The sequence below is a fragment of the Campylobacter sp. MIT 21-1684 genome (assembly GCF_026241315.1).
In the GTDB taxonomy this organism is placed as follows: Bacteria; Campylobacterota; Campylobacteria; order Campylobacterales; family Campylobacteraceae; genus Campylobacter_D.
Genome location: NZ_JAPHNA010000023.1, coordinates 1 through 18,254 on the forward strand (window position 1 = coordinate 1; position 18,254 = coordinate 18,254).

The window sequence follows — 18,254 nt, forward strand, 5'->3', positions numbered from 1 at the left end:
AAGGGTATTTTTTCAAGATAGTTTGGTTGTACCTTATTTTGTGCTTAGGTGCTGAGGCAAGCATTGGTTTTAGGTTATGCAAATGTACTACAACAGGTAGTTCTGCATATTCTGAAGCAGTATTTTGCCCATTATCTCTTTGTTTCTTAGATTTCTTCTTTGATTATGGATGTGTATCTACTCTCAAAAATTGTATTAATGTTGCAATGTTATTACTTTTTAGTTCTATCGAGTCCAATAGGAATATGTTATTTTTTTACTTGCGATTTTTTTTGCACTTCTTTGCTTGTCATATTTTAGAGATTTTTTATTGCTTTCATTTTAATTCTTTGTGTATTTTGGTAATAATAGTTTTTAGGATATATTGTAAAGAATTATCAAACAAATTCCAAAGATTAAGATAATTGACCTAATATAAACTAGAAATTATTTTAACGGACAATATTCAACCTTACAAGTTTAAGTTCTTTTAGAGTAAATATATAAAATCTAGTTTGTTTGTTCAAGGTATATTGAATTTGTAGTCCAAAATTGATAACAATTATTCACTCATTTAAAAATTTTTCATAATGAGTATTGTTCTTTATTTAATATTATAAAATAATACTTTTTGTAAATGAAAAATTGTTTTTTGTTAATTTACTTTTTTCTTGTAAAAAAGCGTTTTGATGAAGAATTTTTTGAAAGCGACTATAGTAATAGAGATAGTCTATGTTTTTTAGGTGTATTGTTAGGTTTCCAACCTTGACATTTTTTCTTTTTTAAGCTATGATATCAGTTTTTATCTAATATATGTGCTGGTTTAGCTCAGTTGGTAGAGCAGCTGCCTTGTAAGCAGCAGGTCGGGGGTTCAAGTCCCTTAACCAGCTCCATTAATTTAGCAGTGTTTGACCAGAATATTGAAAAAAATCAATGTTTTTTATTTAAGGTGAGTTACTCAAGTGGCCAACGAGGGCAGACTGTAAATCTGCTGGCTTTCGCCTTCCGTGGTTCGAATCCACGACTCACCACCATGCTTTGCGGGAATAGCTCAGTTGGCTAGAGCATCAGCCTTCCAAGCTGAGGGTCGCGGGTTCGAGTCCCGTTTCCCGCTCCAAAGTTCAAACTGGGAGCTGTATTTTCTTAAAAAACTTACAGAATTTCCTTGCTTTTAGTTGTCTGTATTTGTGTATGGTTTTTCTGAGCGCTCGTATGGCTCAGAGGTAGAGCACTCCCTTGGTAAGGGAGAGGTCGCGGGTTCAATTCCCGCTATGAGCTCCATAATTTGAAGAAATTATATATAAATAATGAGAGACTTGGTTTTAGAATAATTCAATTTTATACGGAGGATTAAAATGGCTAAAGAAAAATTTTCTCGCAATAAGCCACATGTGAATATAGGAACTATTGGTCATGTTGATCATGGTAAAACTACTTTAACAGCTGCTATTTCTGCTGTTTTATCAAGAAAGGGTTTGGCAGAGCTTAAAGATTATGATAATATCGATAATGCTCCAGAAGAAAAAGAAAGAGGGATCACTATTGCTACTTCTCATATTGAGTACGAAACCGATAATCGTCATTATGCACACGTAGATTGTCCCGGACATGCTGATTATGTTAAAAATATGATTACAGGTGCTGCGCAAATGGATGGAGCTATACTTGTTGTTTCTGCTGCTGATGGACCTATGCCGCAAACAAGAGAACATATTTTACTTTCCCGTCAGGTTGGTGTGCCTTATATTGTTGTTTTTATGAATAAGGCAGATATGGTTGATGATGCAGAGCTTTTAGAACTTGTTGAAATGGAGATTAGAGAACTTTTAAGTTCTTATGATTTTCCCGGTGATGATACTCCTATTATTTCTGGTTCTGCTTTGAAAGCTTTAGAAGAAGCTAAGGCCGGACAAGATGGGGAGTGGTCTAACAAGGTTTTAGATCTTATGTCTGCTGTGGATAGTTATATACCAACTCCTGTGCGCGATACTGAAAAAGATTTCTTAATGCCTATCGAAGATGTTTTTTCTATTTCAGGTCGTGGAACCGTTGTTACAGGGAGAATTGAAAAAGGTATAGTTAAAGTGGGTGATACTATTGAGATAGTAGGTATTAAAGATACTCAAACCACTACTGTTACCGGTGTTGAAATGTTTAGAAAAGAAATGGAACAAGGTGAGGCTGGTGATAATGTTGGTGTTTTGCTTCGTGGTACCAAAAAAGAAGAAGTTCTTCGTGGAATGGTTTTAGCAAAGCCAAAATCAATCACTCCTCATACAGATTTTGAAGCTGAAGTTTATATTTTAAATAAAGATGAAGGTGGCCGACACACTCCTTTCTTTAATAATTATAGACCACAATTTTATGTTAGAACAACAGATGTTACAGGTTCTATTAAATTAGCTGATGGTGTTGAAATGGTTATGCCGGGTGAAAATGTGAGAATTACTGTCAGTCTTATTGCTCCGGTAGCACTTGAAGAAGGAACTCGTTTTGCTATTCGCGAAGGTGGTAAAACTGTCGGTTCTGGTGTTGTTTCTAAGATTATTAAATGATTATTTCGCTAAAGCTAAGATCAATTCTTAGCTTTTTATCGTATAAGGAAAAGTGATGAGGATTAAAGTTGGTTTAAAATGTGAAGAATGCGGTGATATTAATTATAGTACATATAAAAATAGTAAAAATACAAGTGAAAAACTAGAATTAAAAAAATACTGTCCAAGATTAAAAAAGCATACACTTCACAAAGAAGTTAAACTAAAAAGTTAAGTGCGTGTGCTTTAGGGCAATAGCTCTAACGGTAGAGCACCGGATTCCAAATCCGATGGTTGGGGGTTCGAATCCCTCTTGCCCTGCCATATTTAAGGTTTATTTGATGGAAAAATTAATAACTTATTTAAAAACATCTAAAGCTGAACTAAGGAAAGTAATTTTTCCTTTAAAAGAGCAGGTTCGCAATGCTTATATTGCTGTATTTATTGTAGTTGTAGTAGTCTCTTTGTTTTTAACATTGGTAGATTGGATTATGTCTTCTCTTGTTTCTGCCATAGTTTAAGGAAAAAAATGATGAGTGCTTATAGATGGTACGCAATACAGACTTATGCAGGAAGTGAAATGGCTGTGAAAAAAGCTATTGAAAATTTGGTTAAAGATAATGGAGTTGAATGGCAACTAAAAGAAATAGTTGTTCCAACTGAAGATGTTATTGAATTTAAAAATGGAAAAGAGAAGATAAGTGAAAGGAGTCTGTATTCTGGATATGTTTTTGCACATCTTGATTTAAACACGGAACTTTGGCATCGTATTCAATCTCTTCCAAAAGTAGGTCGTTTTATCGGGGAGTCAAAGAAACCTACTCCTTTAACGGAAAAAGATATCAATTTAATTTTAGAAAAAGCACACAACCGTGCTGCTCCTAAACCTAAAATTTCTTTTGAAGAAGGAGAAAATGTTAGAATTATTGAGGGTCCATTTGCGAATTTTACAGGTATGGTTGAAGAATATGATATGGTACGAGGTTTATTAAAATTAAACGTTTCTATTTTTGGACGTTCAACTCCGGTAGAAATTTTATATTCTCAAGTTGAAAAAATTATTTAATTTATAGATCAAAGGAGAGGTGTTATGGCTAAAAAAGTCGTGGGTGAGATTAAATTGCAAATTGCTGCAACAAAAGCGAATCCATCGCCTCCTGTTGGTCCTGCTTTAGGACAACAAGGAGTGAATATTATGGAATTTTGTAAAGCTTTTAACGAGAAAACAAAAGATATGGCAGGCTTTAATATTCCTGTTGTGATTACTGTGTATGCAGACAAAAGTTTTACTTTTATTACCAAACAACCTCCTGCTACGGATTTAATTAAAAAGGCAGCAGGAATTACAAAAGGTGCGGATAATCCTCTTAAAAATAAAGTAGGGCAGCTTACCAAGAAACAAGTTTTAGAAATTGTCGAAAAAAAACTTGCAGATTTAAACACTAAAGATAAAGAACAGGCTGTAAAAATCATTGCAGGATCAGCTCGTTCTATGGGTGTGGAAGTTATAGATTGAAAAACCTTATACCACCTAAGGTATAAAAGGTGGTAGCACTTTATAATGCGGAGAAAAGAATGGCAAAAATAGCAAAAAGACTACAAGAATTGTCTCAAAAGATTGATTCAAGTAAAAATTATAATCTCAATGAAGCAATTGAAATTGTTAAAACTTTAGCTTCAGCTAAATTTGATGAAACTGTTGAAATTGCTTTAAAATTAAATGTTGATCCAAGACACGCTGATCAGATGATTAGAGGTTCTGTGGTGTTGCCTGCAGGCACTGGAAAAAAAGTACGTGTTGGGGTTGTTGCTAAAGATGCAAAAGCAGATGAAGCAAAAAATGCAGGTGCTGATATTGTCGGTAGTGATGATTTGATTGAACAAATTCAAAAAGGAAATATAGAATTTGATGTTTTAATCGCTACGCCAAATTTAATGGGACTTGTTGGGAAAGTTGGTCGTATTTTAGGTCCAAAAGGATTAATGCCAAATCCTAAAACAGGTACAGTCACTTTAGATGTAGCCCAAGCTGTTTCAAATGCAAAAAGCGGTCAGGTAAATTTCCGTGTTGATAAACAGGGTAATATTCACGCTGGACTTGGAAAAGTAAGTTTTTCAAAAGAACAGCTTTGGGAAAATGTTTCAACTTTTATCAAAGCAATTAATAAACATAAACCAGCTGCTGCAAAAGGGAGATATATTAAAAATGCTGTTTTATCTTTGACAATGAGTCCTTCATTAAAACTTGAAACACAAGAGTTGCTTGATATAAAATGATAAAAAGTTGCAAGAGCAACTTTTTATTTAATATAAATAAACATCTGAAAGAAAATTATTTCTTTGATATGTTTATTTTAGATTGAAGAAAGTCGAGGCGTAAGCTTAAATGGTACAACCGCTCTGCTTGAAATCTCAATCGGAAAGGAGAAGATATGACTAAAACAGAAAAAATTGAGCTCATTGCAAAACTTCAAGAAAGTTTTAGTTTAAGCGAAGCGATTGTAGTTTGTAATTACAAAGGGCTTAGCACTAAAAAACTTGAACAGTTGAGAGAAGTTGCAAGAGAAAATAAAGTCAAAGTTCAGGTTATTAAAAATACTTTGGTAAATATTGCTCTCAAAAATTCCGGTAAAACAGGTCTTGAACTTAAAGATGCAAATATTTATCTTTGGGGAAAAGATCAGCTTAATGTTTCAAAAACAGCAGCCAAATTTGAAGAGAACAATAATGAGTTTTTTCAAATAAAAACTGCCTTTATCGATGGTGAAGTTGTAGATGTTGAAAAAGTGAAAGCTCTTGCTAAAATGCCTTCACGTAATGAGTTGCTTGCTATGCTTTTGCAAGTTTGGAATGCACCAATCACCAATTTTACTATTGGTTTAAATGCTCTTAAACAGAAAAAAGAATCAGAAGAATAAAAGGAGAAACAATGGCAATTTCTAAAGAAGATGTATTAGAATATATTTCAAATTTAAGTGTTCTTGAGTTATCAGAACTTGTAAAAGAATTTGAAGAAAAATTTGGAGTTTCAGCTGCTCCTGTAATGGTAGCTGGAGCTGGAGTTGCTGCTGGAGCTACAGCAGGTGTTGAGGAAAAAACAGAATTTAATCTTGTTTTAACTGACAGCGGGGCTAAAAAAATTGAAGTGATTAAAATCGTTCGCGCTTTAACAGGTCTTGGGCTTAAAGAAGCTAAAGATGCAGTGGAGCAAACCCCTTCTACTTTAAAAGAAGGCATTGCTAAAGCTGAAGCTGAAGAAGCAAAAAAACAATTAGAGGAAGCTGGTGCTAAAGTAGAACTTAAATAACTTTAATGTTTAAAAAAGGCTTGTCAATCAAGTCTTTTTTTATTTTTACCTAAATATTTTAGGTCTTCTTTTTTAAATTTACAAAATTTACCACGAGGTATATCAAAATGTCAGATAATAAATTAGGAAATCGTTTAAGAGTGGATTTTTCAAACATTTCAAAACAGATAGAAATCCCCAATCTCCTCCAATTACAAAAAGCAAGTTTTGATTATTTTTTAAATCTTAGTGAAGCGAATAATGAAAGTGGCATAGAAAAGGTTTTTAAATCCGTTTTTCCTATACACGATCCACAAAATAGACTTTCTTTGGAATATGTAAGCAGTGAGATAGGCAAACCTAAATATACAATACGAGAGTGTATGGAAAGAGGTTTGACGTATTCTGTAAATTTAAAAATGAAAATTAGACTTACTTTGCACGAAAAAGATGAAAAAACAGGCGAAAAAGTTGGTGTAAAAGACATTAAAGAGCAAGAAATTTATATTCGAGAAATCCCACTTATGACAGATAGGGTTTCTTTTATTATTAATGGTGTAGAAAGAGTTGTTGTCAATCAGCTTCATAGAAGTCCGGGTGTTATCTTTAAAGAAGAAGAAAGTTCAACAGTAGCAAACAAACTTGTCTATACAGCCCAAATTATTCCAGACCGCGGTTCGTGGTTGTATTTTGAATATGATGCTAAAGATGTACTGTATGTTCGAATCAATAAAAGAAGAAAAGTTCCTGTAACGATGCTTTTTAGGGCTTTAGGATATAAAAAACAAGATATTATAAAATTGTTTTATCCTATTCAGACTATCTATGTGAAAAAAGATAAATTCCTTACAGAGTTTAATCCTAATGATTTTATGGACAGAATTGAATACGATATTAAAGATGAAAAAGGCAAAGTTATCCATCAAGCAGGAAAAAGGCTTACAAAGAAAAAAGCAGAACAACTTGTTAAAGATGGTCTCAAATGGATAGAATATCCTTTTGAAATTCTCATCAATCGTTATTTAGCTAATCCTATTGTTGATAAAGAAAGCGGAGAGCTTTTATTTGATTCTTTAACTTTGATCGATGAAAATAAACTTGCCAAGATTAAAGAACAAAAAAGTTTTGATATAGCTAATGATTTGGCAAATGGTGTTGATACTGCTATTATCAATTCTTTCGCTCAAGACAATGAGACTTTGAAACTTTTGAAGCAGAGTGAAAATATAGATGATGAAAATGATTTAGCAGCCATTCGAATTTATAAGGTTATGCGTCCGGGTGAACCTGTTGTCAAAGATGCTGCAAAGGCTTTTGTAAATGATTTATTTTTCAATGCTGAACGTTATGATTTAACGAGAGTAGGTCGTATGAAAATGAATCATAAACTTGGACTTGAAGTGCCTGAATATGTTACAGTTCTCACAAATGAAGACATTATTAAAACTGCCAAATATCTTATCAAAGTAAAAAATGGTAAAGGCCATATCGACGATAGGGATCATCTTGGCAATCGTCGTATTCGTTCTATAGGTGAGCTTTTGGCAAATGAACTTCATTTAGGTCTTACAAAAATGCAAAAAGCTATTCGTGATAAATTTACTTCTTTGAATACTGATATTGAAAAAGTAATGCCTTATGATTTAATCAATCCAAAAATGATCACAACAACTATAGTTGAATTTTTCACTGGCGGGCAATTGAGTCAGTTTATGGATCAAACAAATCCTTTAAGTGAAGTTACTCATAAAAGGCGGCTTTCTGCTCTTGGAGAAGGTGGATTAGTCAAGGAAAGAGCAGGTTTTGAAGTGCGTGATGTGCATTCAACACATTATGGACGTATTTGTCCTGTTGAAACACCAGAAGGGCAAAATATAGGTTTAATTAATACTCTTTCAACTTATGCAAAGGTCAATGAACTTGGTTTTGTTGAAGCTCCTTATAAAAAAGTTATTAATGGCAAGGTGAGTAATGAAATTGTTTATTTGACAGCCACACAAGAAGAAGGACTTTTTATCGCTCCGGCTTCGACAAAACTTGATTCTAAAGGTGGTATTGTTGAAGAATTTATAGAAGCTAGACAGGATGGTGAAACTATACTTGCAAGACGTGAAGAAGTGCAACTCATCGATCTCTGCTCCGGAATGGTTGTTGGTGTTGCTGCATCTCTTATTCCTTTTTTAGAACACGATGATGCAAACAGAGCTTTAATGGGTTCAAATATGCAAAGACAAGCTGTACCGCTTTTAATTTCAAGTGCTCCAATTGTAGGTACGGGAATGGAAAAAATCATTGCTCGTGATGCGTGGGAGGCTATTAAAGTAAAGCGAAGTGGAACAGTTGAGAAAGTTGATAATAAGAGCATTTTTATTATGGGAGAAGATGAAAAAGGGCCTTTTATCGACCATTATATAATGGAGAAAAATTTACGAACGAATCAAAATACCAATCTCATACAACATCCTATAGTGAAAAAAGGTGAATTTGTTAAGAAAGGACAGATTATCGCAGATGGTCCGAGTATGGAACAAGGTGAATTAGCCATTGGTAAAAATGTACTTATAGCCTTTATGCCGTGGAATGGTTATAATTATGAAGATGCTATTGTTGTTAGTGAGAGAATTATACGTGAAGATACTTTTACTAGTGTGCATATTTATGAAAAAGAGATTGAAGCTAGAGAGTTAAAAGATGGCATTGAAGAGATAACTAAAGATCTTCCAAACATAAAAGAAGAAGATATTGCGCATCTTGATGAAAGTGGTATTGCTAAAATAGGTACTCATATCAAACCGGGTATGATTTTAGTTGGGAAAGTGTCTCCAAAAGGCGAAGTGAAACCAACACCAGAAGAAAGACTTTTAAGGGCGATATTTGGAGAGAAAGCAGGGCATGTTGTGAATAAGTCTTTATATGCCACTGCTTCTTTGGAAGGTGTTGTTGTTGATGTAAAAATTTTTACAAAAAAAGGGTATGAAAAAGATGATAGGGCTATGAAATCTTACGATAAAGAAAAAATGGCTTTAGAAAAAGAACATCACGACAGACTTTTAATGATGGATAGGGAAGAGATGTTGAGAGTTTGCTCACTTTTAGCAAAAGCTTCTTTGAATACAAATCAAAAAATAAATGGTACAAATTATCAAAAAGGTGATAAAGTTAAGATTGAGGATTTAGAAAAGATCAATCGTTTTACTTTGACAACATTGATAAAAGCGTATTCTAAAGAAATTCAAAAACATTATGAAGATCTGAAAAATCATTTTCAGAATGAAAAGAAAAAGCTCAAAGCTGAACACGACGAAAAACTTGAAATTTTGGAAAAAGATGATATTTTACCAAGTGGCGTTGTGAAGCTTGTTAAAGTCTATATCGCAACAAAACGAAAATTAAAAGTTGGCGATAAAATGGCAGGGAGACACGGTAATAAAGGTATAGTTTCAACTATCGTCCCAGAAGTTGATATGCCTTATCTTGCAGATGGAAAAAGTGTTGATATAGTTCTTAATCCACTTGGGGTGCCAAGTCGTATGAATATAGGACAAATTTTAGAGAGTCATTTAGGACTTATAGGGTTTCGTTTAGGTGAGCAAATCCAAGAAATTTTTGATAAAAAACAGAAAGATTTTGTCAAAGAATTGCGGAATAAAATGCTTGAAATTTGTTCAATTCCAAGACTTGAACAAGAGAAAAAATTTCTTAAAAGTTTAGAAGATAATGAGCTTTTAGAATATGCAAGAGATTGGTGTGCTGGCGTGAAATTCGCTACTCCTGTATTTGAAGGGGTAAATATAGATGAATTTAGCAAACTTTTTGAAATGGCAAAAGTTGATATGGACGGTAAGAGTGAGCTTTATGATGGACGTACAGGTGATAAAATAGCAGAAAGAGTGCATATAGGTTGTATGTATATGTTAAAACTCCATCATCTGGTTGATGAGAAAGTACACGCAAGAAGTACAGGTCCTTACAGTTTAGTTACGCAACAGCCTGTTGGCGGGAAAGCGCTTTTTGGTGGGCAAAGATTTGGAGAAATGGAAGTTTGGGCATTGGAAGCTTATGGAGCTGCACATACTTTAAGAGAAATGCTTACGATAAAATCTGATGATGTAGAAGGAAGATTTAGTGCTTATAAGGCATTAACTAAAGGTGAAAATGTCCCGACAACAGGAATTCCAGAAACATTTTTTGTTTTAACAAACGAATTAAAATCCCTTGCTTTAGATGTGGAGATTTTTAATAAGGATGAAGACAATGAGTAAATTTAAGATCATAGAAATTAAAGAAGAAACACGACCTAAAGATTTTGAAGCTTTTCAATTACGATTAGCAAGTCCAGAAAAAATTAAATCTTGGTCTTATGGTGAAGTGAAAAAGCCAGAAACTATTAATTATAGGACATTAAAACCAGAACGAGACGGCTTGTTTTGTGCGAAAATTTTTGGACCTATTAGAGATTATGAATGTCTTTGTGGAAAATATAAAAAAATGCGTTTTAAAGGTGTAAAATGCGAAAAATGTGGGGTTGAAGTTGCCAATTCTAAAGTCCGTCGTTCGCGGATGGGGCATATTGAACTTGTTACACCTGTGGCACATATTTGGTATGTAAATTCCTTGCCAAGTCGTATAGGAACTTTACTTGGTGTGAAAATGAAAGATTTAGAACGTGTGTTGTATTATGAAGCGTATATTGTGGAGAATCCCGGAGATGCGTATTATGATAATGAGAGCACAAAGAAGGTTGAATTTTGTGATGTGTTAAACGAAGAGCAGTATCAAAATTTGATGCAAAGATATGAAAATAGCGGTTTTAAGGCAAGAATGGGCGGAGAGGTTGTACGCGATTTGCTTGCAAATTTAGATCTTGTCGAGCTTTTAAACCAGCTTAAGGAACAAATGCAAGCTACTGGTTCTGAAGCAAAAAAGAAAACAATTATCAAACGTTTAAAAGTCGTAGAAAATTTTTTAAATTCTAATTTTAACACTAATAGAACAGATGAAGAAGCCGTTCCAAATCGTCCCGAGTGGATGATGATTACTAATTTGCCTGTTTTACCACCAGATTTACGTCCTTTAGTTGCTTTAGATGGAGGAAAATTTGCTGTTTCTGATGTAAATGATTTATACCGAAGAGTGATTAATAGGAATACGCGGTTGAAAAAACTTATGGAGCTTGATGCACCTGAAATCATCATTAGAAATGAAAAAAGAATGCTACAAGAAGCGGTTGATGCACTTTTTGACAATGGACGTAGAGCAAATGCTGTTAAAGGGGCAAATAAAAGACCATTAAAATCTTTAAGTGAAATTATTAAAGGAAAACAAGGAAGGTTTCGTCAGAATTTACTTGGAAAGAGGGTAGATTTTTCAGGTCGTAGTGTTATTGTTGTAGGACCAAAATTAAAAATGGATCAGTGTGGTTTGCCTAAAAAAATGGCTTTGGAGCTTTTCAAGCCACATCTTTTGGCGAAACTTGAAGAAAAAGGTTATGCCACAACAGTCAAACAAGCAAAAAAAATGATAGAAAATAAAACTAATGAAGTATGGGAATGCTTAGAAGAAGTTGTAGATGGACACCCGGTAATGCTAAACCGTGCTCCAACTTTGCATAAACTTTCTATTCAAGCTTTTCATCCTGTGCTTGTAGAAGGCAAAGCTATACAACTTCATCCTTTAGTATGTGCAGCGTTTAATGCCGATTTTGATGGAGACCAAATGGCTGTGCATGTACCTTTATCGCAAGAAGCGATAGCAGAATGCAAGGTATTAATGCTTTCTTCTATGAATATTTTACTTCCTGCTAGCGGTAAATCTGTTACTGTGCCTTCACAAGATATGGTTTTAGGGATTTATTATCTTTCACTCGAAAAATCAAATGCTAAAGGTTCGCATAAGATTTGTACGGGTATTGATGAAGTTATGATGGCTTTAGAGTCGAAATGTCTTGATATTCACGCAAGTATTCAAACTATGATTGATGGACGTAAGATTATAACTACAGCAGGAAGATTGATTATTAAATCAATTTTGCCAGATTTTATACCAGAGCATAGCTGGAATAAAGTTCTAAAAAAGAAAGATATAGCTGCTTTGGTTGATCTTGTATATAAGCAAGGTGGTTTAGAAATTACAGCAAGTTTTTTAGACAGATTGAAAAATCTTGGTTTTGAATATGCTACTAAAGCAGGTATTTCTATATCTATTGCTGATATTATTGTGCCAAATGATAAAAAGAAAGCCATCGATGATGCTAAAAAGCAAGTGCGTGAAATTCAAAATTCATATAATTTAGGTTTAATCACTTCAGGAGAGAGGTATAATAAAATTATTGATATTTGGAAAAGTACAAATAATTTGCTTTCTAAAGAAATGATGGATTTAGTTGAAAAAGATAAAGAAGGTTTTAATTCTATCTATATGATGGCCGATTCTGGTGCAAGAGGAAGTGCAGCTCAAATTTCTCAACTTGCAGCTATGAGAGGATTGATGACAAAACCTGATGGTTCTATTATAGAGACGCCAATTATTTCTAATTTCCGCGAAGGTTTAAATGTGTTAGAGTACTTTATTTCAACCCACGGTGCTAGAAAAGGTTTGGCTGATACAGCGCTTAAAACTGCAAATGCAGGATATTTAACAAGAAAACTTATTGATGTTGCCCAAAATGTTAAGATTACAATAGAGGATTGCGGTACTCACGAAGGCGTTGAAATTAACGAGATTACAGCTGATAGTTCTATTATTGAAACACTAGAGGAAAGAATTTTAGGCAGAGTTTTGGCTGAAGATGTGATAGAACCGATTACAAATTCAGTACTTTTTGCTGAAGGTACTTTAATAGATGAGGAAAAAACAAGGGTTTTAAGCGAGAGCGGTATAAAAAGTGTTAATATACGCACTCCTATTACTTGCAAGGCAAAAAAAGGTATTTGTGCGAAATGTTATGGTGTGAATTTAGGAGAAGGAAAACTTGTAAAACCCGGAGAAGCTGTTGGAATCATTTCAGCTCAATCAATAGGTGAGCCCGGAACTCAACTTACACTTAGAACTTTTCATAGTGGTGGAACGGCGAGTACTGACTTGCAAGACAGACAAGTAAGTGCCCAAAAAGAAGGCTTTATAAGATTTTATAATCTTAAAACTTATAAAAATAAAGAAGGTAAAAATATAGTTGCAAATCGTAGGAATGCTGCTATTTTGCTTGTCGAACCAAAAATTAAAGCTCCGTTTAAGGGTATTATAAACATAGAAAATGTTTATGAAGATGTTGTTATTTCACTTAAAAATAAAAAACAAGAAGCAAAATTTATTTTAAGAAAATATGATTTAGCAAAACCAAATGAACTTGCAGGAGTAAGTGGAAATATAGAAGGAAAGCTTTATTTACCTTATCAGAATGGGAGTGAAGTTGATGAAAATGAAAGCATAGTTGAAGTTATTAAAGAGGACTGGAATGTACCAAATCGTATTCCTTTTGTGAGTGAAATTTTAGTTAAAGATGGAGATCCTGTGGTGCAAAATATTAAAGCAGGTGAGAAAGGTACTTTAAAATTTTATATACTTAAAGGCGATGGTCTTGATAGAATTCGTAATGTTAAAAAAGGTGATATAGTAAAAGAAAAAGGTTTTTTTGTAGTCATAGCTGATGAAAATGATAGAGAAGCAAAAAGACATTATATTCCAAGAGAATCTCGAATAGAATTTGATGATAGCTCTTTTGTTGGCGATGCTAATGCTATTATAGCTAGTGCTACAAAGAATGAAAAAATTGTGATAGCTGAATGGGACGCTTATAATAATACTATTATCGCTGAAATGGCAGGAACGGTTAGTTTTGAGGATATAGAAATCGGTTACAGTGCTGATGAACAAGTTGATGAAGCAACAGGAACAAGATCTTTGGTTATTAATGAATACTTACCAAGTGGAGTTCGTCCAACTTTGATTATTGCAGGTAAAGCAGAAAAGACTGTACGTTATCAGCTTGAACCTAGAACAGTTATTTTTATCCACGACGGAGATAAAGTTGCTCAGGCAGATATTTTAGCAAAAACACCAAAAGCAGCAGCAAAGTCAAAAGACATCACAGGAGGTTTACCAAGAGTTTCAGAACTTTTTGAAGCAAGGAAACCAAAGAATTCAGCTGTAATTGCTGAAGTTGATGGTGTGGTACGGTTTGATAAACCTTTGCGTTCAAAAGAAAGGATTATTATTCAAACAGAAGATGGTGTCAATGTTGAATATTTGATTGATAAATCAAGACATATTCAAGTGAGAGATGGTGAATTTATCCACGCAGGAGAGAAGCTTACTGATGGTATTGTTTCAAGTCACGATGTTTTAAAAATATTAGGTGAGAAAGCACTGCACCATTATCTTATTTCTGAAATTCAGCAAGTGTATCGAGGTCAAGGTGTTGTTATTTCAGACAAACATATTGAAGTGATAGTTTCACAAATGTTACGACAGGTGAGAGTTATTGATAGTGGACATACAAAATTCATTGAAGGGGACTTAGTTTCAAGACGTAAATTTAAAGAAGAAAATAGAAGAATACTTCAAATGGGTGGAGAACCAGCCATAGCAGAGCCTGTTTTGCTTGGTGTTACAAGAGCGGCTATTGGTAGTGATAGTGTTATTTCAGCCGCCTCTTTTCAAGAAACAACAAAAGTTTTAACTGAGGCAAGTATAGCTGGTAAATTCGATTATTTAGAAGATTTAAAAGAAAATGTTATCTTAGGTCGTATGATACCTGTAGGAACAGGGCTTTACAGCGAGCAAAAACTGAAGCTCAAAGAAAAAGAATAGCTTTTTACAAAATCCTTTTTTTAGGGTTTTGCTAAAAATTGTGTAAGCAAAATGAAAGATTTCTTTTGTATTTAATAATAATATTAAAAAGAATCCGACTTTTCTCTCAATAAAAGCTATTAAATTTTACAGAAACAAAAATTTGATCGAAATAAAATAACCTGATAATTATAAGTATTGTAATTTTGTTTTATTAGTATCGTTTGTTTCATAATTATTTTACTTGACTGCACAATTATTTTAAGCTAAAAAATGAATTTTAAAGCTCAAGTTAGTTTCATTTTGTCTTCTTAGAAAAATTTTATATATTTATTTAAAGTTTAAATTTTATTTTTAAATTGATATGTTATACTATCATTTTGACACGGTTATGTTTAATAGTATAAGCAGGATAAAAAATGAATTATGAAGAATTTGAAAAAGAGCTTGAAAGAGTGGATTTAAGTAAAAAAGAATTTGCGCTTATGGTAGATATGAGTTATGCTAGCGTTACAAATTGGAAGCAAAAAGAGGCTTTGCCAAGTTGGATTATCTCTTGGTTTGCAAATTATAAAAAAGCACGTATTTTAGATCAGATTTCTCATTCAATTAAACCTTATTTGTAAATTTTTGATTAATAAATTTTTTAGAGTAAAACAATCATTTCTAATAGTAGTATTTTAGAAATGTTCTCCAATGACAATTTTTCATCAATGAAACACTTTATTTTTTAGGGTTTTTGCAAGTTCTATGCAAATAATCGTCTTAAAAATTTTGCATCAAAAGTCTTTAAAGAGAGTTTGAGATACTCAAGAATTTTTCTATGATTTTGTTCTGAAAGTTTTATTGCGGTCTTCAATGTTTTAAGAGTGTGTTGCTAGAGTAAAAAATGTGTTTTTTGAATTTTTATAAATTCAATATAAAAGCTATTCTTGTTGGATTTGCTTTAAGATAAGATTTATTTTATACTCTATTTAGACTTTCTTGCTAGAGTTTTATTAATGAATCTAAAAAATATTAGTGTAATTATCATTGTTAAAAATGCTGAAAAAACATTACAAAAATGCTTACAGTCTCTAAAGAATTTTGATGAGATTGTTCTTTTAGATAATGGTAGCACAGACTCTACACTAGAAATTGCAAAGGAATATAACGAAAAATTTGATAATCTTAAAGTCTTTCATAGTAAATTTATAGGCTTTGGTGCATTAAGAAACCTAGCTATTTCTTATACAAAAAATGATTTTATTTTGAGTATTGATGCTGATGAAGTGTTGGAAATTAGTACAAAAGAAGAGTTAGAAACTGTCCATTTAAAGGACAATTCTATTATCGCTCTGCCGCGTAAAAATCTTTATAAAAATGAATGGATAAAGGCTTGTGGTTGGAGTCCGGATTTTGTTTATAGAATCTTTAATAAAAAATTTACGCAGTTTAATAAGAGTCTCATTCACGAATCTGTGATAATTCCAAGCAATGCTGAAATTGTAAAATTTCAAAATGGTTTGAAACATTATGCTTATGATAGTATCGATACTCTTTTAGAAAAATGCCAAAGGTATTCATCTCTTTGGGCACAACAAAATGTAAAGAAAAAATCTTCTATGATTGAAAGTGTTGTACGTAGCGGGTGGAAATTCTTTCGGGATTATTTTTTTAAAAAAGGTTTTTTGTATGGATATAAGGGTTTTATGATCAGTGTTTGTAATGCTTTGGGTGTGTTTTTTAAATATGCAAAACTTTATGAACTCACTCATCAAATGCCTTCTGCTTCTCTTATAATTACTACTTATAATAACGAAGACTACCTTAAACTTGTGCTTGAAAGTGTGAGAAAGTTAGAATATCTGCCAAATGAAGTTATTGTTGCAGATGATGGAAGTACAGAAAAAACAGCTGATTTAATCAAAGAATTCAAAAAAGATTTTCCTTGTCCTTTAAAACATATTTGGCAGGAGGACAAAGGGTATCGTCTTAATCAAAGTCGCAATAACGGAATTAATGCAGCAAGTTGTGAGTATATCATTGTTATTGATGGGGATATGATTTTAGATAAAAATTTCATCAAAGACCATTTGGAGTATTCTAAAGAAAAAGTGTATTTGCAAGGCTCTCGTATTCTTTTAGATGCAAAGAAAAGTAAAAATGCACTCACAAATAAAGAAATTGCATCTTTTTCTTTTTTTAAAAGAAATTGTTTTATAGCAAAGTGTATTTATTTTTCTTCTAAAATCACTGCTTCTTATTTTGAAAAAAAAGAACTCATTAAAGGCATTCGAGGGTGTAATATGAGTTTCTTTAAAAAGGATTGGGCTGCAATAGAAGGTTTTAATGAGAGATTTAATGCTTGGGGACGTGATGATAGTGAATTTGTCGCTAGGTTTCTTTTTAATGGTGGGGAATTAAGAAGATTGAAATTTAAAGCAATAGCCTCTCATCTTTATCACGATGAGAGCAATAAAAATAGAGATAGGTCTCTTTTTGAAACAAATCATACTCTCTACTTAGAAACCATACAAAACAAAAAAACAACTTGGAAAGATCTGTGAAAATTCTCCTTACAAGCAATGACATCACTGTAATTGGAGGTGTTGAAAGAGTTGTTGTCAATTTAGCAAATGCTTTTGATGAGCTTGGGTTTGAAGTCGAAATTCTTAGTTTTTATGCAAGCGAAGAATGCTGTAAATATGCTTTAAATCCAACTATCAAGCTTACTTTCTATAAGCCGTTTTTAGATATTCACACTAAAAAACCTTTTTTGCGTTTTTTTGCAAAAACTCTTTACCGCTTTTTTGTCGCTTTTAAAATGAAAAAAGCTTATAAAGATGTTGATATTGCGATATACAATTGCTATTTTTACCCTTATTTTAAGAACAAAACGACACGATATTTTAAAATAAAACATTCACATTTTAAAAATACTTATAGTGTAAAAGATAAAATTTTTGATGCTTTGATTGTTATTTCTTCTAAAGAACTTGAGCAGTGGAAAAGAAAATTCAAAAATGTTTTTCTTATTCATAATTTTCTTTCTACTATCCCAAAAGAGAATGCAGATATTTATTCAAAAGTTGTTTTAAGCGTAGGTAGAATGAGTAAAGATGATATAAAGGGCTTTGTACGTTTGATTGACATTTGGAATTTGTTGCAAAAACAAGAATATTTTAAAGAATGGCGACTTCATATAGTGGGTGAAGGAGACTTTAGAGGGTATTTGCAAAAGAAGATTAAAGAGTTAGGACTTGAAAATTCAATACTCTTAAAGCCTTTTACACAAGAAATTTCTAAAGAATACCTCAATGCAAGCATTTACTGTTTAACAAGTAAAAATGAAGGTCTTCCTACGGTGCTTTTAGAGGCAAGTTCGTACGCTTTAGCTTGTATATCTTTTGACATACTTACAGGACCAAGTGATATTATAGAAGATGAAAGAAGTGGTTTTTTGATACCTGATAATGATTTACAACTTTATGCTAAAAGTCTTGCATTATTAATGCAAGATAGTTGTTTAAGAGAGAAATTTGGTAAAAGAGCAAAAGAAATTGCTTTGAAGAAATTTTCTAAAGAACAGATAATGCAAGAGTGGCTTATATTATTTCAAACTTTGTAAGCACCTTCGATGAGGTTTTAAAGCATACTTTAATTTAAGTCCTTAAGCAAACTGCCTC

General features: G+C 32.7%; 13 protein-coding genes and 5 tRNA genes. All 18 read left to right on the top strand.

Features of this window, described 5'->3' with window-relative positions:
- The first annotated feature begins 796 nt into the window (after nt 1-796).
- The 18 genes from OQH62_RS07670 (at nt 797) to OQH62_RS07755 (ending at nt 18,196) form a co-directional block, all read left to right on the top strand.
- Nucleotides 797-872: transfer RNA gene (locus OQH62_RS07670), tRNA-Thr, on the top strand.
- Nucleotides 873-927: 55 nt separating this feature from the next.
- A tRNA-Tyr gene (locus tag OQH62_RS07675) sits at nt 928-1,013 on the top strand.
- 6 nt (nt 1,014-1,019) lie between these two features.
- Nucleotides 1,020-1,096 (top strand) — tRNA-Gly (locus tag OQH62_RS07680).
- Nucleotides 1,097-1,185: 89 nt separating this feature from the next.
- Nucleotides 1,186-1,260 (top strand) — tRNA-Thr (locus tag OQH62_RS07685).
- 74 nt (nt 1,261-1,334) lie between these two features.
- Nucleotides 1,335-2,534 (top strand): elongation factor Tu, encoded by a 1,200-nt coding sequence (gene tuf / locus OQH62_RS07690; protein ID WP_266015903.1) that lies wholly within the window; start codon nt 1,335-1,337, stop codon nt 2,532-2,534.
- A 55-nt stretch (nt 2,535-2,589) separates the two neighbouring features.
- Nucleotides 2,590-2,748, top strand: a complete 159-nt coding sequence (gene rpmG / locus OQH62_RS07695) for a 50S ribosomal protein L33 (protein WP_266015904.1) — start codon at nt 2,590-2,592, stop codon at nt 2,746-2,748.
- A 13-nt stretch (nt 2,749-2,761) separates the two neighbouring features.
- Nucleotides 2,762-2,837: transfer RNA gene (locus tag OQH62_RS07700), tRNA-Trp, on the top strand.
- Nucleotides 2,838-2,854: 17 nt separating this feature from the next.
- Entirely contained in the window at nt 2,855-3,034 is a 180-nt protein-coding gene (gene secE / locus OQH62_RS07705) for a preprotein translocase subunit SecE (protein ID WP_266015905.1), read from the top strand.
- Between the two features lie 11 nt (nt 3,035-3,045).
- Nucleotides 3,046-3,579 carry a transcription termination/antitermination protein NusG gene (gene nusG / locus OQH62_RS07710; RefSeq protein WP_266015914.1) on the top strand — a complete coding sequence of 178 codons (534 nt, stop codon included), beginning with the start codon at nt 3,046-3,048 and terminating at the stop codon, nt 3,577-3,579.
- Between the two features lie 24 nt (nt 3,580-3,603).
- Nucleotides 3,604-4,029, top strand: coding sequence for a 50S ribosomal protein L11 (rplK, locus tag OQH62_RS07715; protein WP_266015906.1), 426 nt, complete (start codon nt 3,604-3,606; stop codon nt 4,027-4,029).
- A gap of 59 nt (nt 4,030-4,088) precedes the next feature.
- Nucleotides 4,089-4,790, top strand: a complete 702-nt coding sequence (rplA, locus tag OQH62_RS07720) for a 50S ribosomal protein L1 (protein WP_266015915.1) — start codon at nt 4,089-4,091, stop codon at nt 4,788-4,790.
- Between the two features lie 155 nt (nt 4,791-4,945).
- A complete protein-coding gene (gene rplJ / locus OQH62_RS07725) occupies nt 4,946-5,431 on the top strand; it encodes a 50S ribosomal protein L10 (protein WP_266015907.1) in 486 nt (161 codons plus the stop codon).
- An 11-nt stretch (nt 5,432-5,442) separates the two neighbouring features.
- On the top strand, nt 5,443-5,820 hold the full coding sequence (gene rplL, locus OQH62_RS07730; protein ID WP_266015908.1) for a 50S ribosomal protein L7/L12: 378 nt from the start codon (nt 5,443-5,445) through the stop codon (nt 5,818-5,820).
- A gap of 107 nt (nt 5,821-5,927) precedes the next feature.
- Entirely contained in the window at nt 5,928-10,061 is a 4,134-nt protein-coding gene (rpoB, locus tag OQH62_RS07735) for a DNA-directed RNA polymerase subunit beta (RefSeq protein ID WP_266015909.1), read from the top strand.
- A complete protein-coding gene (gene rpoC / locus OQH62_RS07740; RefSeq protein WP_266015910.1) occupies nt 10,054-14,607 on the top strand; it encodes a DNA-directed RNA polymerase subunit beta' in 4,554 nt (1,517 codons plus the stop codon). Before rpoB ends, rpoC begins: the two co-directional genes overlap by 8 nt.
- A gap of 398 nt (nt 14,608-15,005) precedes the next feature.
- Nucleotides 15,006-15,212 carry a hypothetical protein gene (locus OQH62_RS07745; RefSeq protein WP_266015911.1) on the top strand — a complete coding sequence of 69 codons (207 nt, stop codon included), beginning with the start codon at nt 15,006-15,008 and terminating at the stop codon, nt 15,210-15,212.
- A 375-nt stretch (nt 15,213-15,587) separates the two neighbouring features.
- Nucleotides 15,588-17,135 (top strand): glycosyltransferase family 2 protein, encoded by a 1,548-nt coding sequence (locus OQH62_RS07750; RefSeq protein WP_266015912.1) that lies wholly within the window; start codon nt 15,588-15,590, stop codon nt 17,133-17,135.
- A complete protein-coding gene (locus tag OQH62_RS07755; protein ID WP_266015913.1) occupies nt 17,132-18,196 on the top strand; it encodes a glycosyltransferase family 4 protein in 1,065 nt (354 codons plus the stop codon). The genes OQH62_RS07750 and OQH62_RS07755 overlap by 4 nt, the downstream gene beginning before the upstream one ends.
- The last annotated feature ends 58 nt before the right edge of the window (nt 18,197-18,254 follow it).

What these genes read in the sequence shown, in the direction of transcription:
- tuf (WP_266015903.1), top strand. Translation starts at nt 1,335, where the DNA reads ATGGCTAAAGAAAAATTTTCTCGCAATAAGCCACATGTGAATATAGGA.
- rpmG (WP_266015904.1), top strand. Translation starts at nt 2,590, where the DNA reads ATGAGGATTAAAGTTGGTTTAAAATGTGAAGAATGCGGTGATATTAAT.
- secE (WP_266015905.1), top strand. Translation starts at nt 2,855, where the DNA reads ATGGAAAAATTAATAACTTATTTAAAAACATCTAAAGCTGAACTAAGG.
- nusG (WP_266015914.1), top strand. Translation starts at nt 3,046, where the DNA reads ATGAGTGCTTATAGATGGTACGCAATACAGACTTATGCAGGAAGTGAA.
- rplK (WP_266015906.1), top strand. Translation starts at nt 3,604, where the DNA reads ATGGCTAAAAAAGTCGTGGGTGAGATTAAATTGCAAATTGCTGCAACA.
- rplA (WP_266015915.1), top strand. Translation starts at nt 4,089, where the DNA reads ATGGCAAAAATAGCAAAAAGACTACAAGAATTGTCTCAAAAGATTGAT.
- rplJ (WP_266015907.1), top strand. Translation starts at nt 4,946, where the DNA reads ATGACTAAAACAGAAAAAATTGAGCTCATTGCAAAACTTCAAGAAAGT.
- rplL (WP_266015908.1), top strand. Translation starts at nt 5,443, where the DNA reads ATGGCAATTTCTAAAGAAGATGTATTAGAATATATTTCAAATTTAAGT.
- rpoB (WP_266015909.1), top strand. Translation starts at nt 5,928, where the DNA reads ATGTCAGATAATAAATTAGGAAATCGTTTAAGAGTGGATTTTTCAAAC.
- rpoC (WP_266015910.1), top strand. Translation starts at nt 10,054, where the DNA reads ATGAGTAAATTTAAGATCATAGAAATTAAAGAAGAAACACGACCTAAA.
- OQH62_RS07745 (WP_266015911.1), top strand. Translation starts at nt 15,006, where the DNA reads ATGAATTATGAAGAATTTGAAAAAGAGCTTGAAAGAGTGGATTTAAGT.
- OQH62_RS07750 (WP_266015912.1), top strand. Translation starts at nt 15,588, where the DNA reads ATGAATCTAAAAAATATTAGTGTAATTATCATTGTTAAAAATGCTGAA.